This is a genomic window from Asticcacaulis aquaticus (genome assembly GCF_028550415.1).
Lineage (GTDB): Bacteria > Pseudomonadota > Alphaproteobacteria > Caulobacterales > Caulobacteraceae > Asticcacaulis > Asticcacaulis aquaticus.
In genome coordinates, this window is record NZ_JAQQKX010000008.1 from 59,637 (window position 1) to 86,411 (window position 26,775).

Annotated in this window: 25 protein-coding genes; 9 read left to right on the forward strand and 16 right to left on the reverse strand. The window is 62.5% G+C overall.

Annotated elements, in window-relative coordinates; all coding sequences use genetic code 11:
* Nucleotides 1-21 precede the first annotated feature (21 nt).
* The 4 genes from gcvT (at nt 22) to PQU92_RS10925 (ending at nt 5,239) form a co-directional block, all read left to right on the forward strand.
* A complete protein-coding gene (gene gcvT / locus PQU92_RS10910; RefSeq protein WP_272748252.1) occupies nt 22-1,134 on the forward strand; it encodes a glycine cleavage system aminomethyltransferase GcvT in 1,113 nt (370 codons plus the stop codon).
* Between the two features lie 9 nt (nt 1,135-1,143).
* A complete protein-coding gene (gene gcvH / locus PQU92_RS10915; RefSeq protein WP_272748253.1) occupies nt 1,144-1,512 on the forward strand; it encodes a glycine cleavage system protein GcvH in 369 nt (122 codons plus the stop codon).
* Nucleotides 1,513-1,652: 140 nt separating this feature from the next.
* The gene (gene gcvP / locus PQU92_RS10920) at nt 1,653-4,490 is read left to right on the forward strand and encodes an aminomethyl-transferring glycine dehydrogenase (protein ID WP_272748254.1); all 2,838 of its coding nucleotides are present in this window, start codon (nt 1,653-1,655) and stop codon (nt 4,488-4,490) included.
* 260 nt (nt 4,491-4,750) lie between these two features.
* Nucleotides 4,751-5,239 (forward strand): hypothetical protein, encoded by a 489-nt coding sequence (locus tag PQU92_RS10925; protein WP_272748255.1) that lies wholly within the window; start codon nt 4,751-4,753, stop codon nt 5,237-5,239.
* A 295-nt stretch (nt 5,240-5,534) separates the two neighbouring features.
* Here PQU92_RS10925 and PQU92_RS10930 read toward each other — a convergent pair whose 3' ends face one another.
* The 6 genes from PQU92_RS10930 to smc all read right to left on the reverse strand — a co-directional run bounded on the left by PQU92_RS10930 (nt 5,535) and on the right by smc (nt 11,989).
* On the reverse strand, nt 5,535-6,041 hold the full coding sequence (locus PQU92_RS10930) for a F0F1 ATP synthase subunit B family protein (RefSeq protein WP_272748256.1): 507 nt from the start codon (nt 6,039-6,041) through the stop codon (nt 5,535-5,537).
* Nucleotides 6,042-6,051: 10 nt separating this feature from the next.
* The gene (locus PQU92_RS10935) at nt 6,052-6,702 is read right to left on the reverse strand and encodes a F0F1 ATP synthase subunit B family protein (RefSeq protein ID WP_272748257.1); all 651 of its coding nucleotides are present in this window, start codon (nt 6,700-6,702) and stop codon (nt 6,052-6,054) included.
* A gap of 179 nt (nt 6,703-6,881) precedes the next feature.
* Complete coding sequence (locus PQU92_RS10940; protein ID WP_013478623.1) at nt 6,882-7,106, reverse strand: F0F1 ATP synthase subunit C; 225 nt, start codon at nt 7,104-7,106, stop codon at nt 6,882-6,884.
* Nucleotides 7,107-7,157: 51 nt separating this feature from the next.
* Entirely contained in the window at nt 7,158-7,919 is a 762-nt protein-coding gene (locus PQU92_RS10945; RefSeq protein WP_272748258.1) for a F0F1 ATP synthase subunit A, read from the reverse strand.
* A 72-nt stretch (nt 7,920-7,991) separates the two neighbouring features.
* On the reverse strand, nt 7,992-8,285 hold the full coding sequence (locus PQU92_RS10950) for an AtpZ/AtpI family protein (protein ID WP_272748259.1): 294 nt from the start codon (nt 8,283-8,285) through the stop codon (nt 7,992-7,994).
* A 236-nt stretch (nt 8,286-8,521) separates the two neighbouring features.
* A complete protein-coding gene (gene smc, locus PQU92_RS10955; RefSeq protein WP_272748260.1) occupies nt 8,522-11,989 on the reverse strand; it encodes a chromosome segregation protein SMC in 3,468 nt (1,155 codons plus the stop codon).
* Nucleotides 11,990-12,144: 155 nt separating this feature from the next.
* Here smc and PQU92_RS10960 point away from each other — a divergent pair, with 155 nt between their 5' ends.
* Nucleotides 12,145-13,074 carry a TraB/GumN family protein gene (locus PQU92_RS10960; RefSeq protein WP_272748261.1) on the forward strand — a complete coding sequence of 310 codons (930 nt, stop codon included), beginning with the start codon at nt 12,145-12,147 and terminating at the stop codon, nt 13,072-13,074.
* Between the two features lie 198 nt (nt 13,075-13,272).
* Here PQU92_RS10960 and PQU92_RS10965 read toward each other — a convergent pair whose 3' ends face one another.
* From PQU92_RS10965 to PQU92_RS10975, 3 genes are all read right to left on the reverse strand, one after another.
* Nucleotides 13,273-13,980, reverse strand: a complete 708-nt coding sequence (locus PQU92_RS10965) for a thioredoxin domain-containing protein (protein WP_272748262.1) — start codon at nt 13,978-13,980, stop codon at nt 13,273-13,275.
* Nucleotides 13,981-13,984: 4 nt separating this feature from the next.
* On the reverse strand, nt 13,985-14,626 hold the full coding sequence (locus PQU92_RS10970) for a DsbA family protein (RefSeq protein WP_272748263.1): 642 nt from the start codon (nt 14,624-14,626) through the stop codon (nt 13,985-13,987).
* Between the two features lie 93 nt (nt 14,627-14,719).
* On the reverse strand, nt 14,720-15,277 hold the full coding sequence (locus PQU92_RS10975; protein ID WP_272748264.1) for a DUF721 domain-containing protein: 558 nt from the start codon (nt 15,275-15,277) through the stop codon (nt 14,720-14,722).
* Between PQU92_RS10975 and mutY the strand changes: the two genes are divergently transcribed.
* A complete protein-coding gene (gene mutY / locus PQU92_RS10980) occupies nt 15,278-16,369 on the forward strand; it encodes an A/G-specific adenine glycosylase (protein ID WP_272748265.1) in 1,092 nt (363 codons plus the stop codon). It begins immediately after the preceding gene.
* 7 nt (nt 16,370-16,376) lie between these two features.
* Entirely contained in the window at nt 16,377-16,721 is a 345-nt protein-coding gene (locus tag PQU92_RS10985; RefSeq protein WP_272748266.1) for a hypothetical protein, read from the forward strand.
* 109 nt (nt 16,722-16,830) lie between these two features.
* Here PQU92_RS10985 and PQU92_RS10990 read toward each other — a convergent pair whose 3' ends face one another.
* From PQU92_RS10990 to ygfZ, 6 genes are all read right to left on the reverse strand, one after another.
* The gene (locus PQU92_RS10990) at nt 16,831-18,243 is read right to left on the reverse strand and encodes a hypothetical protein (protein ID WP_272748267.1); all 1,413 of its coding nucleotides are present in this window, start codon (nt 18,241-18,243) and stop codon (nt 16,831-16,833) included.
* Between the two features lie 195 nt (nt 18,244-18,438).
* Nucleotides 18,439-19,554, reverse strand: a complete 1,116-nt coding sequence (locus PQU92_RS10995) for a site-specific DNA-methyltransferase (protein WP_272748268.1) — start codon at nt 19,552-19,554, stop codon at nt 18,439-18,441.
* Nucleotides 19,555-19,722: 168 nt separating this feature from the next.
* Nucleotides 19,723-20,337: a ribonuclease HII gene (rnhB, locus tag PQU92_RS11000; protein WP_272748378.1), complete on the reverse strand. Its 615-nt coding sequence runs from the start codon at nt 20,335-20,337 to the stop codon at nt 19,723-19,725.
* Nucleotides 20,338-20,368: 31 nt separating this feature from the next.
* Nucleotides 20,369-21,145: a DUF805 domain-containing protein gene (locus PQU92_RS11005; protein WP_272748269.1), complete on the reverse strand. Its 777-nt coding sequence runs from the start codon at nt 21,143-21,145 to the stop codon at nt 20,369-20,371.
* Between the two features lie 100 nt (nt 21,146-21,245).
* The gene (locus PQU92_RS11010) at nt 21,246-21,770 is read right to left on the reverse strand and encodes a DUF805 domain-containing protein (protein ID WP_272748270.1); all 525 of its coding nucleotides are present in this window, start codon (nt 21,768-21,770) and stop codon (nt 21,246-21,248) included.
* Between the two features lie 24 nt (nt 21,771-21,794).
* A complete protein-coding gene (gene ygfZ / locus PQU92_RS11015; RefSeq protein WP_272748271.1) occupies nt 21,795-22,619 on the reverse strand; it encodes a CAF17-like 4Fe-4S cluster assembly/insertion protein YgfZ in 825 nt (274 codons plus the stop codon).
* Nucleotides 22,620-22,655: 36 nt separating this feature from the next.
* Here ygfZ and PQU92_RS11020 point away from each other — a divergent pair, with 36 nt between their 5' ends.
* Nucleotides 22,656-23,618 (forward strand): glycosyltransferase family 9 protein, encoded by a 963-nt coding sequence (locus PQU92_RS11020; protein ID WP_272748272.1) that lies wholly within the window; start codon nt 22,656-22,658, stop codon nt 23,616-23,618.
* Between the two features lie 133 nt (nt 23,619-23,751).
* Nucleotides 23,752-25,077: a dihydroorotase gene (locus PQU92_RS11025; protein WP_272748273.1), complete on the forward strand. Its 1,326-nt coding sequence runs from the start codon at nt 23,752-23,754 to the stop codon at nt 25,075-25,077.
* 176 nt (nt 25,078-25,253) lie between these two features.
* Here the strand turns inward: PQU92_RS11025 and PQU92_RS11030 are convergent, their stop codons facing one another.
* Entirely contained in the window at nt 25,254-26,639 is a 1,386-nt protein-coding gene (locus PQU92_RS11030) for a hypothetical protein (RefSeq protein WP_272748274.1), read from the reverse strand.
* Nucleotides 26,640-26,775 lie beyond the last annotated feature (136 nt).

Below are 26,775 nucleotides of genomic sequence, written 5' to 3' on the forward strand. Positions count from 1 at the left end.
CGTCATTTTGCCGAGGCCCTCATGTCCGACGTCGCGTTGAAATCCACCCCGCTCGAAGACCGTCACGTCGCCTTGGGCGCGCGCATGGTCCCGTTTGCCGGTTATAACATGCCGGTCCAGTACGAAGGCGTCATGGCCGAGCACAAATGGACCCGCGCTGAGGCCGGTCTGTTCGACGTCTCGCACATGGGGCAGGCGCGCCTGACCGGTGCGGGCGCGGTGGCGACTCTGGAGGCCCTGACGCCGACCGATTTCGCCGCGCTCAAGCCCGGTAAGCAGAAATATTCGCTGCTGCTCAATGAGCAGGGCGGCATCCTCGACGACTGGATGGTGTCGCGTCCGGCGCCTGAGGGCTTCATGCTGGTGGTCAATGCCGCGTGCAAGGATCAGGACTTCGCCATCATCGGTGACAACCTGAAAGACGACACGTCATTCGATATCCTGGGCGACCGCGCGCTGCTGGCCTTGCAAGGGCCCAAGGCCAAGATCGTCATGGCGCAGGTCTGTGCGCCTGCCTGTGAGATGTACTTCATGGACTGCGGCACGTTTGAGTTGCTCGGTGAGACCGTGTTTATCTCGCGCTCCGGCTATACCGGCGAAGACGGTTTCGAGATCAGCATCCCCAATGCCCGCGCCGGTGAACTGTGGGACCTGCTGCTGACGTTCAGCGAGGTAAAGCCCATCGGTCTGGGGGCGCGTGACAGCCTGCGCCTGGAGGCCGGGATGCCGCTCTACGGACATGAGATGGACGAGACCTATGGCGTGGTCGAATCGGGCCTTAGCTTCGGTATGTCGAAGTCGCGTCTGGAGCGCGGCGATATCCGCGGCATAGATCGCATCCGGTCCGAGCGCGACAATCCGCAGCGCACCCGCGTCGCCCTGCGTGTTCTCGAAGGTCCACCCGCCCGCGACGGTGCAAAGATTCTGGGGGATGATGGTGCGGACATCGGCATCGTCACCTCCGGCGTCCCGTCGCCGTCGCTCGGTTACTCCATTGCCATGGGCTATGTCCCGGCCACCCAATCCGCCGTCGGCACCAAGCTCAAGCTGGAAGTGCGCGGCAAGGCCTATGCGGCCGAAATCGTCTCCATCCCGTTCGTCGCGAACGGCTACCATCGCAAACCCAAGATTTAAGAGGTCGTCATGAAATTCACCAAGGAACACGAGTGGGTCAAGGATCAGGGCGACGGCACGGCCTTCGTCGGTATTTCGGCCTATGCCGCCGACGCGCTGGGCGATGTGGTCTTCGTTGACGTCCCTGCCGCCGGGACCGTGCTGAAAAAGGGCGACAGCTTCGCCGTGGTCGAGTCGGTCAAGGCCGCCTCGGACGTCTATGCGCCGGTCGATGGCGAAGTCGTCGAAGGCAATCCGGACCTGTCGAACGCACCGGAAACCGTCAATGCCGTGCCGGAAGCCGGGGGCTGGTTCGCCAAGATCAAGCTCAGCGATCCGTCGCAACTGGATGCGCTGATGGACCGCGAGGCCTACGAAGCGTTTTTGGCAACGTTGTAATTCTTTCCCTCTCCCTTGAGGGAGAGGGTGGCCTGAAAGGCCGGGTGAGGGGGAACTTGTGTCACACCCTCACTATGTTGAAACATTTCCCCCTCACCCCGACCCTCTCCCTCAAGGGAGAGGGGGTATAGAGCGTAAATATGTCCCGTTCCAATCAATCCACACCCGGTCCTTTCGTTCGCCGCCACATCGGCCCGTCTGAAGGCGAAATCGCCGCCATGCTCGACACCCTCAAGGTGAGCGATATCGACGAACTGATCGACCAGACCATCCCTGTCGCCATCCGCGAGCGCACGCCCATCGGCATCGGTGCGGGCCTGACCGAGGTCGAGGTGCTGGCGAAACTGCGCGAGATCGCCGATCAGAACACGCCGCTGGTCTCGCTGATCGGGCAGGGCTATTACGGGACGCTGTTGCCGGGGGTTATTCAGCGGAATATCCTTGAAAATCCCGCCTGGTATACGGCCTATACGCCGTATCAGCCGGAAATCAGCCAGGGGCGTCTTGAGGCGCTGTTGAACTATCAGACGCTGCTGTGCGACCTGACCGGGCTTGATGTGGCCAATGCCTCGCTGCTCGATGAAGCGACCGCCGCCGCCGAAGCCATGGCGCTGGCCCGCCGGTCGTCGCGCGTCAAGGCCGACCGCTTCTTCGTCGATGCCGACACGCATCCGCAGACCATCGCCGTCATCCGCACTCGCGCCGAGCCGCTCAACTGGGAGGTCGTGGTCGGCGATCCAGCGACGGCGGAAGGTGAGTTTTTCGGTCTGCTGCTGCAATATCCCGGCACATCGGGCGAGGTGCGCGATTTCCGCGCCGTGATCGCCGATTTCAAAACCAAGGGCGCGATCGTCTCCATGGCCGCCGATCCGCTGGCTCTGACGCTGCTGACCTCGCCCGGAGACCTGGGCGCCGAGATCGCCATCGGCTCCATGCAGCGCTACGGCGTGCCGATGGGCTACGGTGGTCCGCACGCGGCCTATATGGTCGTCAGGGACGCCCTGAAACGCTCCATGCCGGGGCGTCTGGTCGGGGTCTCGGTCGATAGCCGCGGCGAGCCCGCCTACCGTCTGGCGCTGCAAACGCGCGAGCAGCACATCCGTCGCGAAAAGGCGACCTCGAACATCTGTACGGCACAGGTCCTGCTGGCGGTTATCGCCTCGATGTACGCGGTTTATCACGGCCCGGACGGGTTGAAAGCCATTGCCCGGACCATCCACGGCCACGCCGATACCTTGGCTCAGCGTCTGCGCGGTCTGGGCTATGACGTCGTGACCAAGGCCGCTTTCGACACCATCACCGTCAAGGCCGCCGACGTGGCCGCCCTGCACGCTCGCGCCGTCGAAGCCGGGTTCAATCTGCGCCGCATCGACGACCAGCATGTGGGCGTGTCGCTGGATGAAAGCATCACCGCCGCCGTTCTTGAGCGCATCGTGGCCGTCTTCGCTGATGGCAAAACCGAAGGCGCAACGGGTGAGGGCGTCGCCCTGCCAGACAGCCTGCTGCGTCACGACGACATCCTGACCCATCCGGTCTTCCATCTGCATCGCTCGGAAACCGAGATGCTGCGCTATATGCGCCGCCTGTCGGACAAGGATCTGGCGCTCGACCGCACCATGATCCCGCTCGGCTCGTGCACGATGAAGCTCAACGCCACGACCGAGATGATCCCGATCACCTGGCCGGAGTTTTCCAACCTGCACCCCTATGCCCCGGTTGATCAGGCGCAGGGCTACAAGGCCATGTTCGATCAGCTTGAAGCCTATCTGTGCGCCATTTCGGGCTACGATTCGGTGTCGTTGCAGCCCAATTCCGGCGCGCAGGGCGAATATGCCGGCCTGCTGGCCATCCGTGGCTACCACCTGTCGCGCGGCGATACGCAGCGCGATATCTGCCTGATCCCGGCCTCGGCGCACGGCACCAACCCGGCCTCGGCCCAGATGGTCGGCATGAAGACCGTCGTCGTCGCCTGCGACAGCGACGGCAATGTCGATTTCGAGGACTTCAAGGTCAAGGTGGCGCAGCACGCGGCGAACCTCGCCTGCATCATGATCACCTATCCGTCGACCCACGGCGTGTTCGAAGAGCACATCACCGATATCTGCGACCTGGTCCACGAAGCCGGCGGGCAGGTCTATCTCGACGGCGCCAACCTCAATGCGCAGGTCGGTCTGTCGCGGCCCGGCCACTACGGTTCGGACGTCAGCCACTTCAACCTGCACAAGACCTTCTGCATTCCGCATGGCGGCGGCGGCCCCGGCATGGGCCCCATCGGAGTCAAATCGCACCTGACGCCGTTCCTGCCGTCCGATCCGCAGACGGGCGAGGCGGGCGCGGTCTCGGCGGCGCACTATGGGTCTGCCTCGATCCTACCGATCTCGTTCGCCTATATGCTGCTGATGGGCGACGAAGGCCTGCGTCAGGCGACCGAAGTCGCTATTCTCAACGCCAACTACATCGCCGAACGCCTTGAGGGCCACTATCCGGTCCTCTATCGCGGCGAGAATGGCCGCGTGGCGCACGAATGTATTATCGACGTCCGCCCGATCAAGGACGCGACCGGCGTGACGGTCGACGATATCGCCAAGCGCCTGATCGATCACGGTTTCCACGCGCCCACCATGAGCTTCCCCGTTGCGGGCACCCTGATGATCGAGCCGACCGAATCGGAAGCCAAGACTGAACTGGACCGCTTCTGCGACGCCATGATCGATATCAAGCGCGAGATCGACGACGTGGCCTCGGGCCGCTTCACGCATGAGACGAGCCCGCTGCGCCACGCGCCGCACACCGTGTTCGATCTGGCGGGCGACTGGGATCGCGCCTACAGCCGTCAGGAAGGGTGTTTCCCGACCAAGGCGTCGATGGCCAACAAATACTGGTCGCCGGTGGGCCGCATCGACAACGTCTATGGCGACCGCAATCTGGTTTGCTCGTGTCCGCCGATGGAAAGCTACATGGACGAAGCGGCTGAGTAGGCCGTAAACGTGCAAAAGCCCCGCAGATAACGGTCTGCGGGGCTTTTTTACACACCGTGATCGGCAATAAGGCAACACCGCCGTAATTCGGTTGCATCACCCCTTTATAAACAGGCCTGCGATTCCTATATCGCCGGTGTGAGCGGGCGTTTACCCTGAATGCCGACCAAATAGTAAACCTTACCGTGTTATCCGATTTCAACTGACAGATTTGGGCCGTCGATCCGGTTAGATCGTACGAACCTACTTGAGGATCCACCATGAGCCGCCTTTCGGGCTTCTTTGCCGGCATTTTGAAACCTTCTGAAAAGAAGGTCTCGGTGTCGCGCGCGGTGAGGGTCGTGAAGCTCCGTAAGAAGAAAAACCCTGTCCATCGCAGTATGAGCCGTCTCTGGCGTGCGGGCTTGATCAGTCTTGGGTCGTTGCTGGTTCTGCTCGGTATCCTGATTGCGCCGCTGCCGGGTCCGTTGGGGATGCCGGTGTCGATCGCCGGTCTGATCATCGTGCTCAAGAACTCCTACTGGGCCAAGCGTCAGTTCATCAAGGTCCAGCGCAAGCACCCGAAATGGCTTGGCCCCCTGCGGCGTCTGCTGCGGCCGCGCGCCAAGGTCGTCTCGATCGTCTGGCATCAGATGCTGAAGACCGAGAAGCTGGTGCTCAAGGCGCCGGGTCGGATGCTCGGCGGCTTCCGTCGACGGTTTCTGCGGAAGTCGAAGAAAAACATCTTCCATACCCAAAGCGCAAAATAACCCTTCGGTCAGATGATCGGAGGGTTTTTAGTTTGTGGGCAGTGCTTGCTTCATATCTCCCTGACTTGTCGGGCTATAGCGCCGGTGAAAGTATAGCTTTCACCAAGCGATGGGACCGCACGAGATGACCGAAGGTCAGCGAGATGTGGTGGTGGGGGTTCTTACTTACTTAGCCGTTCAACCTCTGCAAGGCACCCCACCTTTCCCTCCTCCCCGCAAAGTAGGGAGGTATGATTGAATGTAAAAAAGCCCCGTGGCGGAACCACGGGGCTTTTTCATTAGCTTGCTTAATCGCTTACGACAGGCGCGAACCCACCTGAGCGATGGCCTGATCGACCAGCGGATCGGCTTTCAGACCGGCCACGCGATCCAGCAGGATCGTTTCAGCCAGACCGGCGGCCAGATCGGCAGCCGCGGCTTTCACTTCTGCGGCCGCCTTGGCTTCGGCCTGAGCGATCTTGGCTTCGGCCTGAGCCTGACGGCGCTTGATCGACTCGTCGAGATTGGCTTTGGCTTCGGTGGCAAGGCGCTGGGCCTCTTCCTCGGCAAAGACAATCAGGTCCTTGGCCTTCTGCTCGGCAGCAAGGCGCTCGGCCTTGATCTGGTTGAGCAGGGCCTGAGCTTCCTGACGGATGCGGACGGCTTCGTCCAGTTCCGCGCGGACGGCGTTGCCGGTATCGGCCAGCGACGCCCACAGCTTTTGCGGCACCTTCATGACGATCAGCAGCAGGAAGAAGCACCCAAGGCCGATGCGGACCCAGGTTTCGGGATTGGCCCAGAAGGACGGTTCTGCGTGTTCCATCTAGGTCTCCTTACGCTTTCTTCAGAGCGGCGGTGAGGGCCGTCTTGGTCGGGGCCTTGCCGGTCAGCTTTTCGATCAGGGCCGACGCGGTGTCGGTGGCGATTTCGGTGACGTGCGACAGGGCTTCGTCGCGCTTGGCGCGGATCGAGGCTTCCGATTCGGCCAGAACCGCGTTCAGGCGGGCGTCTTCCTTGGCCTGAGCCGCGGCCTGTTCGGCAGCGGCCTTGGCCTTGGCGTCGGCGGCCAGCTTGCGCGCGGCGACGTGAGCGGCGGCGGTTTCAGCCGCAGCGTCCTTGGCCTGAGCCTCGGCCTCGTCGCGGATGGCGCGGGCATTGGCCAGATCTTCGGCGATCGTCGCGCCGCGCGTGTCGATGACCTTGCGCAGACGGGGGGCGAACACCTTGGCGATCAGGACGAACAGAACGAGGAAGATGATGACCAGCCACACCATCTGACCGGCCCAGTGTTCCGTCTGGAACTGCGGCAGGCCACCCGAGGCATGCTCTTCGGCATGGGCGGTGGTGGTGTGGGTGTCGCCGTGGGCCGCCTCGGCGGAGGCTTGCGCTTCCGCGACAGGCTCAAGCGTCGCCACCGTGGTCACCGGCGCGTCTGCGCTGGTGTCGGTTGCGGCCGTGGCCTCCGGGCTTGAGGTAACGCTCATGGTTTGATCCTTTTGCTCCATATGGCCGGGGCCACAGGAAGGCATGGTCTATAACAAACGGGCGGATCAGACTCGTTTTCCAAGCCTGATCCGTCGTTGAGTAGTTCTATAAGTCCGCAGAGCGCATCCCGAAAAGTGTCAGCGGTTTTCGGATCAGATGCGCGTCTAAGCGAAGCTTATTAGCCGTTCAGGATCATGATGGCGATAACGAACGCCAGAATGCCGAGGGCTTCGGTCAGCGCCATGCCGATGAACAGGTTGGTCTGTTGCGACTTGGCAGCCGACGGGTTGCGCAGCGCGCCCTGGAAGAAGTTGCCGAACAGCAGACCCAGGCCGATACCGGCACCGATCATACCCAGCATGGCCAGACCCGCGCCGAGGAACTTGTAAGCAGAAGCGTCCATAGACTTTAAACTCCGTAGGAAGAAAGAGAGAAACTTAAGTAAAAGATGTACTTAGTGGTGATGCAGGTTCACCACGTCGTTGAGGTAGACACAGGCCAGAACCGCGAACACGAAGGCTTGCAGATAGGCCACCAGGAACTCCAGCGCCGTCAGGGCGACGACCGCGGTGAGCGACACGAAGCCGCCCAGATACCCCGCCACGCCCGCCGAAGCCAGTGCGACGATGAAGCCCGCGAACACCTTCATCACGATGTGGCCGCCGACCATGTTGCCGAACAAACGCAGCGTCAGGGTGATGGGGCGCATCAGGAAGGAGATGATTTCGATAGGGATGAGGATCGGCAGGATCAGAAGCGGCACGCCCGACGGGCAGAACAGCTTGAAGAAGCCCAGACCGTTGCGCAGGATACCGACCACGATCACCGTGCCGATGGTCAGGATGGCCAGCATCGCCGTGACCGCCAGTTGCGAGGTCGCGGTGAAGTAGGTCGTCATGCCGACAAGGTTACAGCTCAGGATGAACAGGAAGAGCGTAAAGACGAAGGGAAAAAAGGCGCGGCCATCGTGACCGATGATCGATTCGGCCAGATCGTCGATCAGGCCGAACAGGCCCTCGGCCATGACCTGAAAGCGGCCCGGAATGATCGAGGCGCGGGCGGTCGTCAGGCTGAAGAACACGATGACGGCGCCGACGCCGATCAGCATGGCGAGGACCGAATTGGTGATCGAGAGATCGACGGGCACACCAGCGACGTCAATAACCGGCAGGTCGACGACCTTCTGGATCTGGAACTGGTGCAACGGATCGGCCATAAGCCCTACCTCATCAATTAAATCTGCGGTGCCGGGAAACCGGCGAAAGAATTCTTTTGGTCCCGCCGGATTTTAGCGTCGTGCGCTGCGCGCAACCGCGTAAACCCCGGCGATGAGTCCTAAAATCACGCCGACAGCCATGCCGAACGGGCGCGTATGCAGGTACTCGTCGCTCAGCCAGCCCGCCCCCAGACCGATGAAAATCCCGCCGAGAAGTTCGCCCAGAGCCTGATAGCCCTTGCCGGCGCCCGCTTCGCTTTCGCCGTGATCGGTGTCTTTCCGGCGCTTTTTCCGCTCGATGGCGTCAAGGCGCTTGTCCAGATCGTCAAGCTTGGTCGAAGTCTCGTTGTCGGGTTCGTCAGTCATGTTCGGACCTTTCAGGAGATGCACGCCTGTTTTCAAGACACGCGCAGCCCCCTCCGGACGGCGCGGAACCTAATCGGACAGACCCGAAAGGTCAAGCAATCCGATGACAGAAAGTTGATCTAATTGCGCCTTATTATGCGGTGCAGCATCCCTATATCGGAAAATCGCCTTTTTGTAGAGCGATATGCCGAAAAGTGGTTGCCGGTTTTCGGCTACAATATCGCGACCAGCAAAAGTTATACCGTGATCAGAGCTTCCGCCGCCGTCAGATCGACGCTGACCAGTTGCGAGACGCCGCGCTCGGCCATGGTGACGCCAAACAGGCGGTCCATCCGCGCCATGGTCACCGGATTGTGGGTGATGGCGATGAAGCGCGTATTGGTCCGCGTGCGCATTTCGGCCAGAAGGCGGCAATAGCGGTCGACATTCGCGTCATCGAGCGGCGCATCGACCTCGTCCAGCACGCAGACCGGGGCCGGATTGGCCAGAAAGACCCCGAAAATCAACGCCGTGGCGGTCAGGGCCTGCTCGCCACCCGACATAAGGCTCATGGTTGACAGGCGCTTGCCCGGCGGACAGGCATAGATTTCGAGCCCCGCTTCCAGCGGATCGTCCGATTCGACCAATCTTAATTCCGCCGAACCGCCGCCGAACAGAGCGACGAACAGGGTCTTGAAGTGTTCGTTGATCACCGCGAACGCCGCCAGCAACCGTTCGCGACCCTCGGCATTGAGTTCGTCGATCCCCTCGCGCAGGCGGGCGATGGCGGTGGTCAGGTCGAGGCGTTCGCGGCTGATGTTTTCCAGACGGTCCTGATACTCGGTCGCTTCTTCCTCGGCGCGCAGGTTGACGGCGCCCAGTTGATCGCGCTCGCGCTCAAGCCCCGACAGCAGCGCCTCGGCACCGGCGGCATCGGCGGGGGTGGCGATGGCCTCTTCCTTCAGGCGGCGGCCCAGCGCGTCGGGTGTGTCCTGCGTCTGGTCAAGAATCTGCGCTTCGATTTCGTCCTTCTTGGCGGTGGCGGCTTCAAGACGGGCCAGGGCACCGGCACGGTGTTCGCGGGCCTCCGACGCCTCGTGTTCGCGAGCCTTTTCCGCCGCATCCGCCTCGCGTTTGGTGGTTTCGGCAAGCGCCAAGGCGTCGCGCGCTGCCGACAGACGCGTTTCGGCCAGCGTCAGCGAATCGAGCAGGGTCAGGCGTTTGGCCTCAAAGGTTTCCGGTGCGGCCTCGGCCTTTGCCAGTGCGGCGACCGTCGCTTCCTGTTCGCGGGTCAGCTTGTCGACGCGGCCGCCCGATTCGCCGTGTCGCCGCGTCCAGTCGGTCAGGTCGCGACCAAGGTTGCGCTCGCGGGCTTCGCGTTGTTGCCGGTTGCGGCTGTCTTCGTCGAGCGCCGAACGCGCCGCCAGCACGGCCTGACGCTTGGCATTGGCGTGGTTACGCGCCTCGATGAGCGCGTCGTTCAGGTCGTCCTGCGCTTCGGGCGTCGATTGTTCGTCGGCGAGGGCCTCATAGGCCGTCTTGGCCTCCGAGAGATCGCCACGCAGACGTTTGATCGTCCCGTCGAGCGCTTCGAGACGCGATTCGTATTGGGTCTGCTTGCGGCTGAGGTCGTCGGCCAGCCCGGTTTTTGTACGCAAATCGCGTTCAAGTTCCGGCAATCTGACCCGCGCCTGACGCAGGCGGTCCTCGAACCCGCGCAAGGCATTGGCGGCTTCGGTCAGGGCGGTTTGTGTCGTGGTCAGTTGCGGCTTGAGCGCATCGATGTCGCTTTCCAGTTCCTCGAACCGCGTCCGTTGCGCCAGTCGCACGGCGGCGGGTTTCGGGGCCTTGGCGCGGACGATCAGCCCGTCCCAGCGCCACAGATCGCCTTCGACCGAGACCAGCCGCGCGCCCATAGGTAACTGGCTTTGCAGCCGGTCGCCGTCACCTTGCGCCACGACGCCGATGGCTTGCAGACGTAAGGCGAGGGCGGGCGGGGCTTTCACCACCTCGGCCAGCGGTTTGACCCCTAACGCGGCCAAACCGTCGATAGCGGTCGTCGATTCGAAATCCTCGGTCCAGAAGGCCAGCGCATCCAGCGCGCCGCGTTTGCTCAAGCTGAGGTTCAGGTCATCGCCTAAGGCGGCGGCGAGCGCCAGTTCATAGCCCTTATCGGCGCGGACGGCATCGAGCACCGGACTCTTCGCCTTGCCGCTATTGGCGTTCAGTACCTGCGCCAGACCGCGCGATTCGGCGGTCAGCCGCCCCAAACGGTCCTCGATATCGCGCACGGTCTTGCGTGCCTGCGCCTCGGCATTGACGTGGCCGACACGCTCGCCTTCGAGCGATTCGGCGGCGGCGCGCGCCTCGTCAAGCGCCGTCTGTAAGGCCGTTGCCGCTTCGCGCGCGGTTTTCAGCGCCGCGTGGTCGAAGGCCCCAAGCGCCTGTTTTTCGCGTTCGGCCTGATTTGTCTGAGCCAGCAGTCGCTCGAATCGCGTCTGCGCCTCTTTCAGCCGCGTCGCCTCCAGCCGTTGCCGTTCGGTCAGGGCGGCCAGTTCGGCAGCCAGTTCTTCGATGCGCTGATCGGCCTCGACACGCTCGCTTTCCGACATCAGGACGGCGGCCTTCAGTTCCGGTTCACGCGAGGGGGCGTCCTTGATCTCGGCCCGGACGCGCTCCAGCATTTCGGTCAGGCGCTCGATCTGCGACGCGCCGTCGCGGGCCAGTTCCAGTTCGCGCGCGTGGTCGGCCTGCTGACGGCGCAGGTCGGCTTTCAACCGCTCGATCTCGGCCAGGGCCTGCTTTTCTTCGAGGTCGAGGCGTTCCTTCTCGATCGTCAGGCGGTGATTGACGGTCGCTGCCACGGCCTCTTCGTCGCGTAAGCCCGGGATATTTTCGGCAGCGGTCAGGGCCTCGGTCTGCGCGGCGGCAGCGGCGCGCGCGGTATCCTCGACGCGGCGCGACAGGGTCTGCATATCGCCGGTTGCGGCCTGAAACACGGCCACGGCCTCCAGCCATCTGGCGTGCAGGATGGCCTTTTGCAGGGCGCGAATCTCGGCGGAAATTTTCTTGTACTTGTCGGCCTGACGCGCCTCGCGTTTCAGGCGCGATAGGGCGCTGTCCAGTTCGCGTGAAATGTCGTCCAGCCGCGCCATATTGGCCTCAGCAGCGCGCAGGCGCAGTTCGGCCTCGTGCCGCCGGGTGTGCAGGCCCGATACCCCGGCGGCTTCTTCGAGGACGCGACGGCGATTCTGCGGCTTGGCGGCGATCAGTTCCGAAATCTGTCCCTGACGGACCAGCGCCGGGGAATTGGCCCCGGTCGAGGCGTCGGCGAACAGAAGTTGCACGTCGCGAGCGCGCACCTCCTTGCCATTGACGCGGTAGGTCGAGCCCTGACCGCGGTCGATGCGTCGGGCGATGTCGAGCACCGGCTGATCGGTAAAGGGCTGCGGCGCCAGACGCGCGGCATTATCGATGGTCAGCGTCACCTCGGCCCAGTTGCGCGAGGGGCGCTTGTCCGATCCGGCGAAGATCACGTCTTCCATGCCCGCGCCGCGCATCGCCTTGGCTGACGTCGCGCCCATGACCCAGCGCAGGGCCTCCAGCAGGTTCGACTTGCCGCAGCCGTTCGGCCCGACGATCCCCGTCAGGCCGGGCTCGATGCGGAATTCGGTCGCATCGACGAAGGACTTGAAGCCCGAAAGTTTCAGCCGTTGAAACTGCAAGGAGGACCTGAGGGTGAAAAGCGTTGAACCCTTGCTTGTAAGGCCTTTGGCGCGGATAAGGCAAGTCGTCCTGTGGATAAGGTGGCTTGCCTCGATCCTGCCCAAATACGGCCATCACGCCGGGTTACATCACCACGGCAAAGAGGGGGGCTTTCATGCTTAAAACGGTTATCATCAGCCTGTCGCTGCTGGCGGCGGTTCCGGCCTGTGCGCAAACGGCGGGCACGGCCAACCCGGAAGACTGGGGTTTGACCGAGGTGGCGGTGACCAAAGACCTGCCCGGTCCGGCTCTGTGGCGGGTGACGAAGGGCGACAAGATCGTCTGGATCATCGGCACGACGACCATACAGGGCAAGGCCGCGTGGGACAGCGCGCGCATCGACCGCATCCTGAGCGATGCCGAAACCCTGTACCTGCCTCCGGCGGCGGTCGGCGGGATATCGGTCGTCTATAGCGTCATGAAGGACAAGGACCTGCCGGGCAAGACGCGGCTGAAGGACGTGGTGTCGGCGGCCGAATATGCGCGCTTCGTCGAGACCGCGCGCCGCCATGGCATCAAGACCGCCGATATCGAAAAGGACAAGCCCCTGTGGGCCGGGCTGCGCCTGTCGATGGCCGTGAGCAAGAAATACGACTATTCGTCGTCGTCGGTCATCAATCAGCTGACGAAAACGGCCAAAAAGCACAAGGTCAAGGTGCGGCGCGTGGCGACCTATGAGATCAAGCCTCTGCTGTCGCAGGTCAACGGCATCGATGCGGCGGAAGCCCGGCGCTGCCTGACGGCCTCGCTCGATACCATAGACTATCAGACGAAAAACGTGCCCATCGCGACCAGCGCCTGGGTCGGTGGCGATGTGGCGCGCCTGAAGCCCATTCTGAACCAGTATCCCAAAGGCGATTGTCTCGACGCTCTGGGCGACGATCTGACCGCGCGCTCGGTCGCCGATACGGTGGGGACGATCGAAAAGGCCATGACCGGAGCGCGGCGCAGCGTGCTGATCCTGCCGATGCACGCCCTGACGGGGGATGACCGGCTGATAGGCGAGTTACGCCGTCGCGGCTTTACCGTGCGCGAACCGCGCTAAATCATACCTCCGTGGCTATGCCGGGGAGGGGGCCGCGCTTGAAAGGCGTGGTGGTGGGGCATCTTGCGGAAATTCGACGGTCACTGTCGGAAGAAAGCCAAAACCCCCACCACCACATCTCACCGACTTCGTCGGCTCGTGCGGTCCCCGGCACCGGCCGCCCGGCTCCCCAACAAGTTGGGGAGGTATGAAAAGGCATTATTTCGACGCGGCCTTTATGGCGGCTTCGATGGACGCGTAGTCGCTCGGGACGCGCTTGCCGTTGACGAAGAAGGTCGGGGTCGATTCGACATCGTCCTTGGTCATATTGGCTTCCATGCGCGTGGCGACGGCCTTGTAAAGGGCCTCGTTCTTCACGCAGGCGTCCATCTCGCCTTCGCTCAGGCCGCTCTTTTTCGACAGGTCTTTCAGCACGGGCAGGACGTCGCCGGTTTCATAGACCTTGGATTGCGCCGCCAGGAAGCCGTCGATGACCGTGAAATAGGCCTTCTTGCCGCCCTTCTGGCCCAGCCAGTTCGCCTTGTTGGCGGCGCAGTGGCCCAGCATATAGACGCCAAATGCCATGGGCGCCGGATTGGTTGCCACTTCGCGATAGACGTATTTCACCTTGCCGGTCTTGACGTAGTCGCGTTCGAACTTCGCCCAGTTACTGGCGTACCAGGCGGCGCAGTGGGTGCAGGTGACCGAAGCATATTCGGTGACCACCACCTTGGCATTGGCCGGACCCTTGCTGGCGTCCTGAAGCAGGGGCACCGGCTTGGCCGGGGCTTTTGTCTGCGCGTCCGCCGTCAGGGTAAAGGCGGTGGTTGCGACCACGGCCACGGCGAAGACCGCCACCGCCTGCTGCCAGAACGGCGCCTTGACGGCCATGTCGATGAACGTCCGGACAGGGGAGGTGGCGGTCATGGGCTTACTTCTTTTCGACGGGCTTGGCGTTGTTGAGGGCGGCAGTGAATTCCTCGACCTTGGTGTAGTCGCCGGTGAACTTTTCACCATTGATGATCAGGGTCGGGGTGCCGGTGATGTCGTCTTCCTTGACGTACTTTTCGATGTTCTTGTTGATGCGGTCGAGGCCCTTGGCATCGCTGACACAGGTCTGGAACTGTTCGTCGGACATGCCGGCGGAGCTGGCGACGCGTTTCAGCACGCCCTTGCCGTCGCCCGTCGTGAAGATTTCCTTCTGCGAGCGCATAATGGCGTCGATGACCGAGAAATACTTGTCCTTGCCGGCGCAGCGCGCGACCAGAATGCCCGCCGCCGAGACGTCCGCCGGGCCGGTGATGAATTCGCGGTAGATATAGTGGACCTTGCCGGTGTCGATATAGTCCTTCTTCACCGTCGGAAACACCTTCTCGTTGAAGTCGGCGCAGTGGACGCAGGTCACCGAGGCATATTCGATCAGGGTGATCGGGGCATCAGCCTTGCCCAGCGTCATGTCTTCGTCGCTGGCGGCGCTGCCGCCCGTGCCGCCGCACCCCGTGAGGGCGAGCGCGGCGAGGGCCGCCGCGGCAAGCAGGGTGTTCCGGACGAAAGATTTACGGGTCGGGTGCATGGAAGCGGCCTCGTGACATATCGGGGTGAGAACTCGGACGACGAGTTCGTGATGGCTCTTTCCTAAGGCCAGATCAGGGTCTTTGGCAAGATGTCACTTTGTGTTCTTGTCCTTGAGTAAAACAGCCCGGCCCAGCTTGAGCAGTTCGCGTTTGAGCCGGTCGTCGGTGACGTCTTTAAGGCTCTCCTGCAGGCCGAGGTCTTCTATGGCGCTCAGCGGGCGTTTGGGCGGGGGCGGCGCGGCCTTCGCGGCGCGCTGGATCGGCCCCTGAACGAGGCGCAGGCGCTCGACCGTGCCCGCCCCAAGGAACAGGTTGACGCGGTCGATAATGACGCGGTTCTGGTGCTGGATGACGGCGGCATAGGCCCCTTCGACACGCAGTTCAAGGGTTCCGGGCGTCTTGCTGCCCGGCTTGCCGCGCACGACCTTGAGAGGCTCGGTGATCCGCGCCACCGTATCGCCGACGATCTCCGCCCAGCGGTTTTTCAGACGCCCGGCCCCGGTATCGTAGGCCTCAAATCGCTCATTGAGCGTTTTCAAAAGGGGCGCTATCTGTCGGTTGACGGGCGGCGGCGGTTTCGGCGCCCGGCGCGTACGCGTCGTGCGCAGGATGCGTACCGCTTCGTCGAGGGATGGCAGGTTGTCTTTCATATGCTGACTATAACTGACACGGCGCTTGATGTCTCGCCTTTGCGGGCGTCTATGCTGGATTGGTACGATGCGAATGCGCGGATTCTGCCGTGGCGGCAGAGTCCGGGTCTTGGCGGTGAGGGCGATCCCTATCGCATCTGGGTGTCCGAGGTCATGTTGCAGCAGACGACCGTGCCGCACGCCTTGCCCTATTTCGAAAAATTCATGGCCCTGTGGCCGACGGTGCGCGATCTGGCGGCGGCCCCTAATGAGCGCGTCATGGCGGAGTGGGCGGGGCTTGGTTACTATTCGCGGGCGCGCAACCTGCTCAAATGCGCACGGGAGGTGGTCAGCGAATATGGCGGCGTGTTTCCGGCGAATGAGACGGCCTTGCTGACCTTGCCGAGTTTCGGGCCCTATACGGCGGCGGCGGTGATGAGCTTTGCCTTCTCGAAAGCAGCCAATGTCGTAGATGGCAATATCGAGCGTGTGATGAGCCGGTTATATGCCGTCAAAACCCCGATGCCCGCGGCGAAACCGGTCCTGCGTGATCTGGCCGGACGCTGGGTGCGGGATGATCGCGCGCGCGACTGGCCGCAGGCGCTGATGGATTTAGCCAATGCTGTGTGTCGTCCGAAATCGCCGCTATGTATGCTGTGCCCGTTGCGTGAAGCCTGCGCGGGTTTTGCCGAAGGTAATCCGGAGGTCTATCCGGTAAAGACGGCCAAGGCCCCTAAGCCTGTGCGCTACGGGGTGGCGTTTCTGATTGTCTCGGACGCGGGCTTTATCGTCGAGCGCCGCCCGGACAAGGGTTTGCTGGGCGGGATGCTGGGTTTGCCGCATCTGGAGTGGCGGGGCGAGGTTTGGGAGGACGATATGATCAGTTTCCCTTCTCCCCGTAAACGGGGAGAGGGGGTATGGGTGAATATCGGCACGTACGATCACGTGTTTACGCATTTTGCGCTGAAGCAGCAGGTCTGGCGGATTGAATTAAACGCAGTCGAAATGAGTGACTTTCTGCGGCAGCACAACCAATATCAACTCCTACCTTGGGCCGACAAAAAAGCCTTGCCGACGGTATTCGGCAAGGCTTTGAAGATGGGGTTTAAGTGAAATGCTTATGCTATTGGCATGGCTGGCGGCTGCTCTGCCGGTATCACCGGATATCGTCAAGACAGAGGATTTGATTCTTATCGAGCAACTGTCACCGCCGGACTTGCTGGAAGGTCAGACTATGCACATTGATCTGGAAGCCAGCGGCAAACGCTTTGTGGTGATCTGCACAATCAACGCCGAAGGTTATCTGACGGATTGTCATAACCTGAACGAAGATTATCCGGACAAGGCTTATGTCAGGAATGTGCTGAAATATCTCCAGACTTGGCGATATGACACGCAGTCGAAATTCGGGGAAAGCGTTGTAGGTAAAAAGGCACAATTTGGTTTCAGCTACACGCTCGAATAAAAAGCCCTGCCGGTGAGGGCAGGGCTAATCAGTATAATCCGCTGACAGGTTCAAACCGCAATGGCCGAACCCGCATCCGCGGTACGTTTCGGGTTAAGGGGCGAGCCCCTTAACCTTCCTTATTGGAGCCATTACCCGCGATCGTGCACTTTTCCGGCACGCCGGGATTGGTGGCGGCGATGTGGCACGGGACGGCCGGGTTCAGGGCGGTGCGGGCCTTGTTGAGGACCGCGATATAGCCGCGCTTGTTGACGCAGGCGATTTCCATCACCACCTGACCGTTGTTTTCGAAGGCGTAGCGGGCCTCGCCGATAACGCAGTCGGCCTTGATCGACTTATGGCCGACGGTCAGCTTTTGCAGGTTAGCCTTGAGCTGGTCCTTGGTGACGTAGGTGCAATCGGTCTTTTGCGTGGCGGCGGCGAAGCAGTCGAAGGTGTCGAGCTTGCCGGTCGTTCCGGCGTCGGGGATCAGGGCGATCAGGCCGTTGGGGGCTTCGGCGCACTTGAATTCGGCTAGATCACGCTTGGAGTCGTTGTCGTGACCGATGCGGCGGAAGTCCTCGATGGTGCAGGTGACTCCACCGGCGGTCAGGGCGGCGGCATAGGCGTCCTTGTACTTGGCCTTGGCTTCTTCAGCCTTGGCCTTGCCGGCGGCAGCCAGGGCGGCATTGTCGGTGAACTTGCAGCCGCCGATCGCCGCGGCCTTGTCGCAGCCGACGGCGCCCTTGAATTCACCAGCGGTGTCGGTAACGAGCACGAAGCCCGCCTTGTCCTTACAGCCGACTTCGTAATATTCGGAATCCTTGGTCGCGCCGCCGAAACGGGCATTGGTCAGCACGCAGTCGGGTGCGTTTTTCTTGAGCAGGGCCGCCAGGGTCTGGGGGGCGACTTCCGGGGTGGTCAGTTCGCACTTCAGAGCGGTTTCGGCGGTTTTCAGACAGTTGTAGAAGGCGACGGTCTTATCCGTGGCCTTATGGGTCGGGACAACGAAGATGCCACCGGCGGTATTTTTACAGCCGATCTCATAAAGCTCGGTATTGGCCTTCTGGTCGGCGCGGATGAAGCGGGCACCGGAAAGCGCGCAGCTGGGGATCTTGGACTTCGCCGTGTCGCCCAGCCAGTAGTGAGCCGCGCGATTGCCTTTCAGCTTGCAGGTCGGGCTGCCGGGGGCGGTCTTGGCAACTGCCGCGGCTTCGAGGCAGCCTTGCGGATTGCCGAACGGCGCGTTCTTGGCCTTGTACAGGATATAGCCGCGCTGGTCCTTGCAGACGACTTCGAAGATTTCGATGGCGGCCTTCTTGCCATCGACGGTGGCGTCGGCGACCGTCGGCTTCGAGGCTTCGGTGACTTCGCAGGGCAGGCCGTATTGTTCGACCAGCTTGCTGACGGCCTTGACGTTTTCGGCGGCGGCTTCGGCGGCCAGCATGGCCTTGCGGTCCTGCGCCTGAGCGGGCGAAAGGATCGCCGTTCCGGCAAAGAGCGTAAGGACCAGCGCCGCTAGGCGCAGGATGGGCATTTTCATGGACGTTCCCCAGATTTATAGGTGATATTTTGGGGACAGTTTAAACACGCGGTTAGGCCTGAAATCAAGCGCCATCGTTTGGGGGTACGACTTTCGTCGCATGGAACAAGGCCCGCTGTTTCCACCGGGCCTCATTCGGTTATCATTTTGGACGATGCCGCCTGCCGCGGTACGTTAGGGTTCTAGGGCCGCGCCCTAGTGACCCTGCTGGCGGATGCGTGAGCGCAGGTCGTCGATCGGCTTGAAGCCTGCGTCGGATTTGAAGCGCCAGTAGGTCCAGCCATTGCAGGCCGGGGCCTGTTCCAGCATGGCCCCCAGCTTGTGGATCGAACCCGAAAGCTCGCCGTGGACCAGAGAACCGTCGGCGCGGACGCGGGCGGTCTTGAGGCCCTTGGGGCAATAGAGCGTGTCGCCGGGTTGCAGCAGGCCGGCCTCGACCAGAGCGCCGAAGGGGACGCGGGGTTCTGCCTTCTTGGAGCCCATGACGGCCAGATCGGATTCGCTGACGCGGATGACCTTTTCGATGCGTTCCATCGCGGCTTTGGCGTAGGTCGGATCGCGTTCGATACCGATGAAGTGGCGGCCCAGACGCTTGGCGGCCGCACCCGTGGTGCCGGTGCCGAAGAAGGGGTCGAGCACGATGTGCCCGGGCTTGGAACAGGCCAGCAGGACGCGATAGAGCAGGCTTTCGGGCTTCTGGGTCGGGTGGACCTTGTTGCCGGCCTCGTCCTTGAGGCGCTCTTCGCCGGTACACAGCGGGATGGCCCAGTCGGAGCGCATCTGGGTGTCTTCGTTGAAGGCCTTAAGGGCGTCGTAATTAAAGGTATAGCGCTTCTGACCCTTGTTCTTCGTCGCCCAGATCAGGGTTTCGTGGGCGTTGGTGAAGCGCGTGCCCTTGAAGTTGGGCATGGGGTTGGCCTTGCGCCAGATGACGTCGTTCATCACCCAGAAGCCGAGGTCCTGCAAGGCAACGCCGAGGCGGAACACGTTGTGGTATGAGCCGATGACCCAGATGGCGCCGTCATCCTTGAGGACGCGCTGGCATTCGCGCATCCACTCACGCGTGAAACGATCATAGGCTTCGAAGCTGGCGAACTGATCCCAGGCGTCGTCGACGGCGTCGACCTTGGAATTGTCCGGACGCAGCAGATCGCCGCCGAGTTGGAGGTTATAGGGCGGGTCCGCGAAGACCAGATCGACCGATTTGTCGGGCAGGGATTTGAGGACATCCACGCACTCGCCCAGATGGATGGTGTCGAGTTCGAGGGCAGTGTTTTGCGCTATGGCTTTCTGCGGCATGTGGCGTGTCATAAAAACCCCTTGGACTTTGGCCGCCGCCCTTCTGGGCCTGCGGTCTTAAGCCTTCAGGTTAGAATCCTTTGCGGTAAACAATTCCTTAAGTTTCGAATCGCAAGGAATCCTTCGCGCGCGTTTTTTTACGGTGAGTCTTTTGGGACTCAGATTTGGATTCGTTTTGTTCTATTGCGCCGCGATTTCCGGGCCATTGAGTACGGCCTTGACGGTGGCCCAGCTCAGGCGGTGGATCGGCGAGGGGCCGTGGACGCGCAGCGCCTCGATATGGCTTTTGGCCTGATAGCCCTTGTGGCCCTTGAAGCCATACTCCGGATAGAGGCCGTCCATCCCGATCATGATGCGATCGCGCGCCGTCTTGGCAAGGATCGAAGCCGCAGCAATCGACAGGCACTTGTCGTCGCCCTTGACGACGGCGGTGGCGGGTATGGACAGCGGCGGGCAGCGGTTGCCGTCGATCAGGGCGTGGACCGGCAAATCGCCCAGCGCCTCGACGGCCTGTGCCATGCCCATCAGGGTCGCCTTGAGGATATTGAGGGCGTCGATCTCGGCGGCGGAAATCTCGATCACCGACCAGGCGATAGCGGCGGCCTTGATCTCGGGCTCGATCTCGAAGCGCAGCTTTTCGGTCAGTTTCTTTGAGTCGGCGATGCCTGCCGGGATGTGTGCCGGGTCGAGGATGACGGCGGCCACGCACAGAGGGCCGGCGCAGGGGCCGCGCCCGGCTTCGTCCACCCCGCAGACGAGGCCGTCTATGTTCGATTCGTAGCTGAAATCCGGCATGTCTTTGGCATACACGGATTCCGATGTCGCCTCAACGTTTGCCGAAGGGTTTCGACGGGCGCACGCCGGGGTCGTAGGCCGGGGTCTGCCAGGGCGCGGGGGCGGGCTTGGCGGGCTCCGGGGCAGGGTCGCGGCCATAGGTGTTGATCATCGGGCCAGACGAGCCGGGACCGAAGTCGAAGATCGGCTTGTGCGGCGGGCGCGCGGCGTCGGCTTCGGCCTTGGCTTTGGCAATGGCGTCGTCGATGCGGGCCGTATTGGCGGCGTTGCGTTCGTCGTTGAAGACGCTGATGTCGGGGCCGGAATTCTTGGGGTCGCTGCCGAAGCGGTTGGCGCCCCGTGTGCCGGGCCACAGCATGAAGACCAGCATGACCAGTTGCCCGACCCAGCCGACCATCGTCAGGATCGAGCCTTGCAGGGCGTGCGCGAAAACCGTGGGGTCCGGTGCGCCGGTGCGGCTGGATTGCATATAGGCGATGGCCGCGGCCCAGGTGCTGAAGCTGCCGAGAATGCCCGGCAGGTACAGCAGAATCCACCAGCCGCTGCGGCCAGTGTCGTGCAGGCGGCGGACGGTCACCGCGTAGTTGGGGATGATGCAACCCACCATGAACAGCACCATGCCGCCAAAGGCGATCAGCGAGCCGAGCACGACGGTGGCGGGCTTGCCGGAGGTCACCGACATGAAAAGGATCAGGCCGAACAGCAGATAGACCAGCATCTGGGTGATGCCGAACAGCCAGAATTCGGCGCGGCGCGCACGGCCGTTGAAGTCCGCATAACGGGCAAAAGGACGCAACATCAGGTTCATGGGAACGGCCTGTGGCTGGGAGGTCTTTCCTTACCCCTAGGCGAAATCCTTGAATTTGACGCTAAGACACGTGGTTAACGGCGTTATGCGAAGGGATATATCAACGCGGCGGCCCGCCATACCGGTTGGGGCCGGATTGGCCGGGCAAGGCGGCGACCAGCAGCATGACGACCTGCGCCGCCATGAAGGGGAGGACGACGTACATGACCAGCCCGGCCATGACCTCGATCATGACCGACAGCAGGGTATAGATGCCGAGCAGGTCGAACGGCGGCGTCTCAGCGGGGTTGGGGCCCTTGGGGCGAAAGAAAAGGTTGAACGCCGCCACACCGATACTCGACACGACCCACGGCGCCGCAACCCACAGGCCGCTCAGATCGAGGTCGTGCAAGCGCCGCACGCTGAGGGCCAGGTTCGGCGTCAGCAGCAAAAGCCACAGGCCCCACAGGATCGGGTGGGAAAAGACTTCGCCGCTTTTGAACCGTGCCCCGAAATCGCTGAGAAGACTGATAAGCACCGCATAGATCAGGACCTGTGTGCCGACGAAGGCCCAGAACTCGGCGCGGCCCGATCGCCCGCGAAAGCGGCCATAGTGGCGTAAGGGTTTCAGCAACAAGGCTTTCATCGATCCCCCGATCCGTGAGCGCTTTTACTCGGTCCACACCAGATGCGGCCTGAGCCACGCCGGTGCCGACAGTTCGACCGGTTCCTCGTCCACTGTCAAGGGCGCGCCATCGAGCCGGTCGAGCCGCATCAGGGCCAGCGAGCGCCCGTTGCGCGAGGCTAGCACCTCGCCCGCGCGTTTGTCGCCCAGCAGGACCTCGGCCCCGAACGCAAAGGTGCTCGTGTGGGTCAAAGGGATCAGGCGGTTCTTGATCTTGCCGCGCCGCTTCATGCGTGAGGTCGTCTCCTGACCGACGAAGCAGCCCTTTTTGAAGTCGATGGCGTCGATCAGATCGAGATTGATATCGATGGGGTAGAGATAGTCCTTCGGGAAATCGAACCCCGGATCGGCCAGGCCGGCCGTCAGTCGGAAGTCGATATAGTCCGCGATGTCACCGGTCGCGGTGTCGTCGCCATAGTGCCGGAACAGGCCCGCCTGGCGCGGATCGGGCAAATCACCGGCTCCGATCGAGGCGAACACCTTTACTTCGGGCTTCGACAAGACGACCTTGGCGCGCAGCTTGAACATGTTGAGGCGGTTGAACAGGTCGTCGCGCAGATCAGCGGCCACTTCGATCCACACCTCTTCCGCCCCGCGTATGTGCAGGAAAAAATCCGCCGACAGCTTGCCTTGCGGCGTGAGAAACGCGCCATAATATAAGGGCTTATGCGTGCCGTTGGCGACGTCGGCGAAGATGGCTTCGGCATTGATCGTCGTCTGACCGCCCAGAAAAACGCCCCAGTCCGGGCCGGTGAGGCCGATCAGAGCGCGATGGGGCAGGGCGATAAGCGGGGCTGGCTGTTCAGTCATTTGGCGGTCAATCAGATTCGGGATACTGTATGTAACATGAGCCGACCTTTTCCGATTCTGGTTATTGCGCTGGACGCACCGAAAAAGGCGCTCGCCTTAGGTGGGGTGCTGTCACGCCTGCTGCAAGAAGTGCCGAACGCCGCGGTGACGCTGGTGACGCGTAGCGAGTCCGCGCCCTTGTTCGCTGACTATCCTCAGATCGAGACGGTGTTGCCCTTCGATGGCGAGGTCGCCTCGTGGGCCGGTGCGAAACTGTGGTGGCACTTGCGCAAGCGGGCGTGGGGCCTGCTGCTCGATACCGGGCCAAGCCTGTGGTCGCGGTTCCTGCTGGCCAAAACGCGTGCCATCGCCTCGCCCTATCACGAAGACGAGCATCCGGTGGTTCTGGCCTCGCGGCTATTAAAACTCGAAGTGCCCGAACTACCGTGGCTTCAGGTGTCCGACGCCCGCGCCGCCGGAGCGGCCATGTTCCTCGACGGCGATGAGCAGACGCCGCTGCTGGCCATAGCGCCGGGCGCGCCGTGGCAGGGGGCGCAATGGCCGGCGGAGCGCTTTTCGGTTCTGGCCTCGCGCCTGATGAACGAAGAGGGGCCGCTGAAAGGCGCGCGGCTGCTGATCCTGGGCGGCGAAGGCGACCGCGAAGCCGCCACGGCCCTGCGCATGGCCGCGCCCAAGGCCCGGGTTATTGAGTTGACCGGCAAGCTCGATCCGCTGACGGCCTATGCTTGCCTGCGGCATTGTCATGCGTTTGTCGGCAACGACGATATCTGGCTGCATCTGGCCGCCGCCGCCAATGTCCCGAGTTTCGGGCTCTATGGCCCGTCGGACGATGCGGTCGAAGCGCCGTTGGGCCGCAACGTCCACGTCCTGCGCACCCCGCGTCGGTTCGAAGAAATTCGCGCCATGGACCCGAATCTTGATCAGGCCATGTGTCATATGCTCGACCTGTCGCTCAACAGGGTATATGAGGCGGTCCGAACGGTATTGACTCCAGCTTAATCCCCTCTCCCTGAGGGAGAGGGTTAGGGTGAGGGGGAACTGCCGACAAAGCCTCGGTTTCGACCTTTTCCCCCTCACCCGGCGCTTCGCGCCACCCTCTCCCTCAGGGAGAGGGGAGGAATGGAGTTTTACCATGCCTACCTACGACCTGATCATCCGCAACGCCGACATTATCAACCATGCCGGACGCGGCACCGGCGATATCGGCATCCGCAACGGCAAGTTCGCGGCCTTCGGCGACCTGTCTCAGGCCGACGCCGGCGAAGTGTTCGACGCAACGGGCCTGCTGGCCATGCCAGGCGTCATCGACACGCAGGTCCACTTCCGCGAACCGGGTCTCGAATGGAAGGAAGACCTCGAAACCGGCTCTCAGGCGGCGATTCTGGGCGGCGTTGTCGCCGTGTTCGAAATGCCCAACACCAATCCCAACACGATCGATGTGGCGACCTTCGAGGACAAGCTGAAGCGGGCCGGGCACCGCATGCACTGCGACCACGCCTTCTATGTCGGCGGCACGCACGAAAACGTCACGCAACTGGGCGAGCTGGAGCGTCTGCCGGGGTGCTGCGGCGTCAAGGTCTTTATGGGCGCCTCGACCGGCACGCTTTTGATCGCCGACGACGAGGGCGTGTTCAACGTCCTGAAAAACGTCAAGCGCCGCGCCACCTTCCACAGCGAGGACGAATACCGTCTGGCCGAACGCCGGGCCCTGGCCCGCGAAGGCGACTGGACCAGCCACGACTTTGTGCGTGACGCGCAATCGGCGATCCAGTCGACCCACCGCCTCGTCAAGCTGGCGCGCGAATGCGGCAAACGCATCCACGTCCTGCACGTCACGACCGCCGAAGAGATCGATTTTCTGGCGCAGAACAAGGACATCGCGACCGTCGAGATCACGCCGCAGCACCTGACTCTGGTGGCACCCGAGGCCTATCAGCGTCTCAAGGGCTATGCCCAGATGAACCCGCCGATCCGCGATCAGTACCATGTCGACGGCTTGTGGCACGGCATCAATGGCGGCATTGCCGACGTGCTGGGGTCGGACCACGCCCCGCATACCATCGAGGAAAAGGCGAAACTCTATCCCGCGTCGCCGTCGGGCATGCCGGGGGTGCAGACCCTTCTGCCGGTCATGCTGACCCACGTGGCCAATGGCAAGCTGTCGCTGGAGCGTCTGGTCGACCTGACCTCGGCCGGGGCGCAGCGCGTCTTCGGTCTGGCCGGCAAGGGGCGTATGGCCGAGGGCTATGATGCCGACATCACCCTAGTCGATCTGAACCACAAGCGCGTCATCACCCACGACCAGATGCGCTCACGCTGCGGCTGGACGCCGTTCGATGGCTTCGAGGCCCAAGGATGGCCCAAGGCGACCATCGTGCGCGGCAAGATCGTCATGCGCGATGACGAAATCGTCCTGCCGTCGCAGGGTGAGGCCTGCCGTTTCATGGAAACCCTGTAAACTTCCATCCTTGGCCGATTAGGGCGTCGGCGTCGCTAGCAGGTACAAGCGTACCTGCGTCGCTAGCCTCCTGCTACTCGACTCAAGGCTGAAAGTTTAGGATCCGGAGCGAATTTCTAAATAAAAAAAGCCCGCCGGTGGTCCGGCGGGCTTTTTCAGTTCCGGTCGATCCGACCTTAGTCGTTGGTCGCACCGGCGGGCGGGACGTAGGTGCCGTTGCCGGGGATTTCGCACTGGATCGGGTATTTGCGGTTCTTGGCGATGGTACAAGCGACGACGTCATCGAAGCCCGCACGGGACTTGGATACCGCGCCGACATAGCCGCGTTTGTTGGTGCAGGCGATTTCGACGAGGACGCTGTCGGCGTCGCCGCGGCCCAGATAGTTGACCTGCTGAACGTCGCAGTCCTTCTTGGCCCCCTTGATCAGGACGTCCATCTGCTGATCCAGCGCGCTCTTCGGCACGTAGCCGCAGGTCTGGCGGCGGGCGACCATGGTGAAGCAGTCCATCACCTCGGCCTTGGCGGCCGAGCCCGCGGGCGGCAGGAAAACGGCGAGGCCCCACTTCTGTTCCGGGCACTTGTATTCGACCAGTTCGCGCTTGAGACCGGCGTTTTCGACGCCGAGCACGGTGTAGTCGCTGACCGTGCAGGGCAGACCGGTGACTTTCAGACGGTTCGCATAGGCCTCACGGGCACCGGCCTGAGCCTGCGACGCGTCGGTGTACTGGCAGCCGCCGATGGCCTTGGCCTGGCTGCAGTCGAAGGTTGCCTGATAGACGAGCGCTGGCGAGGTCTGGACGATGAAGCCGGGCTGACCGGCACAGCCGATTTCGTAATAGTCGGCGTTCTTGTCGGTATCGCGGGCCAGCCAGCGGGCCTTTTCGACAACGCAGCTGGCCTTGGCCTGCTTGGCGATCGGCTGAAGGCGCTGAGTGGCCTGTTCGGCCGTGGTGTAGCTACAGGCTGAATTGCCCTTGGCAATCAGGCAGTTGATGAAGTTCGGCGCATTGGTGTTCGGGGCATAGGGGACGTCGATCAATCCGCCCGCCGAACCCTGGCAGCCGTATTCGTAACGGTTGGTCTTCTGCTCGGCGATCTGACCCAGCCAGCGGGCCTTCTCGACGGTACAGGTGGCATCGTACGGCTTCACCAGCGGCGTCAGCCAGGCATAGTGTTCCTTGTTGCCGGGCAGGACGCATTTGATCTGCTTGGTATTGGCGGCGTTCTGCGAAAAGGCCTGCGTACAGTTACGCTGCTCGACCACACCCGAGGACGGGTTCTTGTCGAGGATGTAGCCGCCACCCGCCTTGCAGGTCACTTCGACGACCTGAATCTTGACGGTCTTGCCATCGGCGGTCTTGGTGGTCGACTCGCCGATATAGTAGGCGTCGGCCGGATCGCAGGGGACGCCCGCGCCCTTGATCATGGCCGGGGCATCGGCAATGCCCTTGGCGCGCTGCTTTTCATTGAGCTTGGGGGCCTCCTGGGCCATCGCCGCGCCCGCGCTCAGGCTGAAGGCGGCCAGAAAGGCCACGCCCTTGAAGAAAGAAGAAAGAGACATCAGGTGTTTTTTCCTTGAAGATGTACCTGTGGAACGGGTGTCGCGCCGTTTTTCGGGCCCTTGGACGTTGGGTGGAGGCCGCTCTTTTTAGTTACGAGTGTCTCTACAGGATGTGGCGCATTGAAGGCAATGGGGG

Coding starts and splice junctions, on each gene's coding strand:
- gcvT (WP_272748252.1), top strand. CDS start 22: ATGTCCGACGTCGCGTTGAAATCCACCCCGCTCGAAGACCGTCACGTC.
- gcvH (WP_272748253.1), top strand. CDS start 1,144: ATGAAATTCACCAAGGAACACGAGTGGGTCAAGGATCAGGGCGACGGC.
- gcvP (WP_272748254.1), top strand. CDS start 1,653: ATGTCCCGTTCCAATCAATCCACACCCGGTCCTTTCGTTCGCCGCCAC.
- PQU92_RS10925 (WP_272748255.1), top strand. CDS start 4,751: ATGAGCCGCCTTTCGGGCTTCTTTGCCGGCATTTTGAAACCTTCTGAA.
- PQU92_RS10930 (WP_272748256.1), bottom strand. CDS start 6,041: ATGGAACACGCAGAACCGTCCTTCTGGGCCAATCCCGAAACCTGGGTC.
- PQU92_RS10935 (WP_272748257.1), bottom strand. CDS start 6,702: ATGAGCGTTACCTCAAGCCCGGAGGCCACGGCCGCAACCGACACCAGC.
- PQU92_RS10940 (WP_013478623.1), bottom strand. CDS start 7,106: ATGGACGCTTCTGCTTACAAGTTCCTCGGCGCGGGTCTGGCCATGCTG.
- PQU92_RS10945 (WP_272748258.1), bottom strand. CDS start 7,919: ATGGCCGATCCGTTGCACCAGTTCCAGATCCAGAAGGTCGTCGACCTG.
- PQU92_RS10950 (WP_272748259.1), bottom strand. CDS start 8,285: ATGACTGACGAACCCGACAACGAGACTTCGACCAAGCTTGACGATCTG.
- PQU92_RS10960 (WP_272748261.1), top strand. CDS start 12,145: ATGCTTAAAACGGTTATCATCAGCCTGTCGCTGCTGGCGGCGGTTCCG.
- PQU92_RS10965 (WP_272748262.1), bottom strand. CDS start 13,980: ATGACCGCCACCTCCCCTGTCCGGACGTTCATCGACATGGCCGTCAAG.
- PQU92_RS10970 (WP_272748263.1), bottom strand. CDS start 14,626: ATGCACCCGACCCGTAAATCTTTCGTCCGGAACACCCTGCTTGCCGCG.
- PQU92_RS10975 (WP_272748264.1), bottom strand. CDS start 15,277: ATGAAAGACAACCTGCCATCCCTCGACGAAGCGGTACGCATCCTGCGC.
- mutY (WP_272748265.1), top strand. CDS start 15,278: ATGCTGACTATAACTGACACGGCGCTTGATGTCTCGCCTTTGCGGGCG.
- PQU92_RS10985 (WP_272748266.1), top strand. CDS start 16,377: ATGCTATTGGCATGGCTGGCGGCTGCTCTGCCGGTATCACCGGATATC.
- PQU92_RS10990 (WP_272748267.1), bottom strand. CDS start 18,243: ATGAAAATGCCCATCCTGCGCCTAGCGGCGCTGGTCCTTACGCTCTTT.
- PQU92_RS10995 (WP_272748268.1), bottom strand. CDS start 19,554: ATGACACGCCACATGCCGCAGAAAGCCATAGCGCAAAACACTGCCCTC.
- rnhB (WP_272748378.1), bottom strand. CDS start 20,337: ATGCCGGATTTCAGCTACGAATCGAACATAGACGGCCTCGTCTGCGGG.
- PQU92_RS11005 (WP_272748269.1), bottom strand. CDS start 21,145: ATGAACCTGATGTTGCGTCCTTTTGCCCGTTATGCGGACTTCAACGGC.
- PQU92_RS11010 (WP_272748270.1), bottom strand. CDS start 21,770: ATGAAAGCCTTGTTGCTGAAACCCTTACGCCACTATGGCCGCTTTCGC.
- ygfZ (WP_272748271.1), bottom strand. CDS start 22,619: ATGACTGAACAGCCAGCCCCGCTTATCGCCCTGCCCCATCGCGCTCTG.
- PQU92_RS11020 (WP_272748272.1), top strand. CDS start 22,656: ATGAGCCGACCTTTTCCGATTCTGGTTATTGCGCTGGACGCACCGAAA.
- PQU92_RS11025 (WP_272748273.1), top strand. CDS start 23,752: ATGCCTACCTACGACCTGATCATCCGCAACGCCGACATTATCAACCAT.
- PQU92_RS11030 (WP_272748274.1), bottom strand. CDS start 26,639: ATGTCTCTTTCTTCTTTCTTCAAGGGCGTGGCCTTTCTGGCCGCCTTC.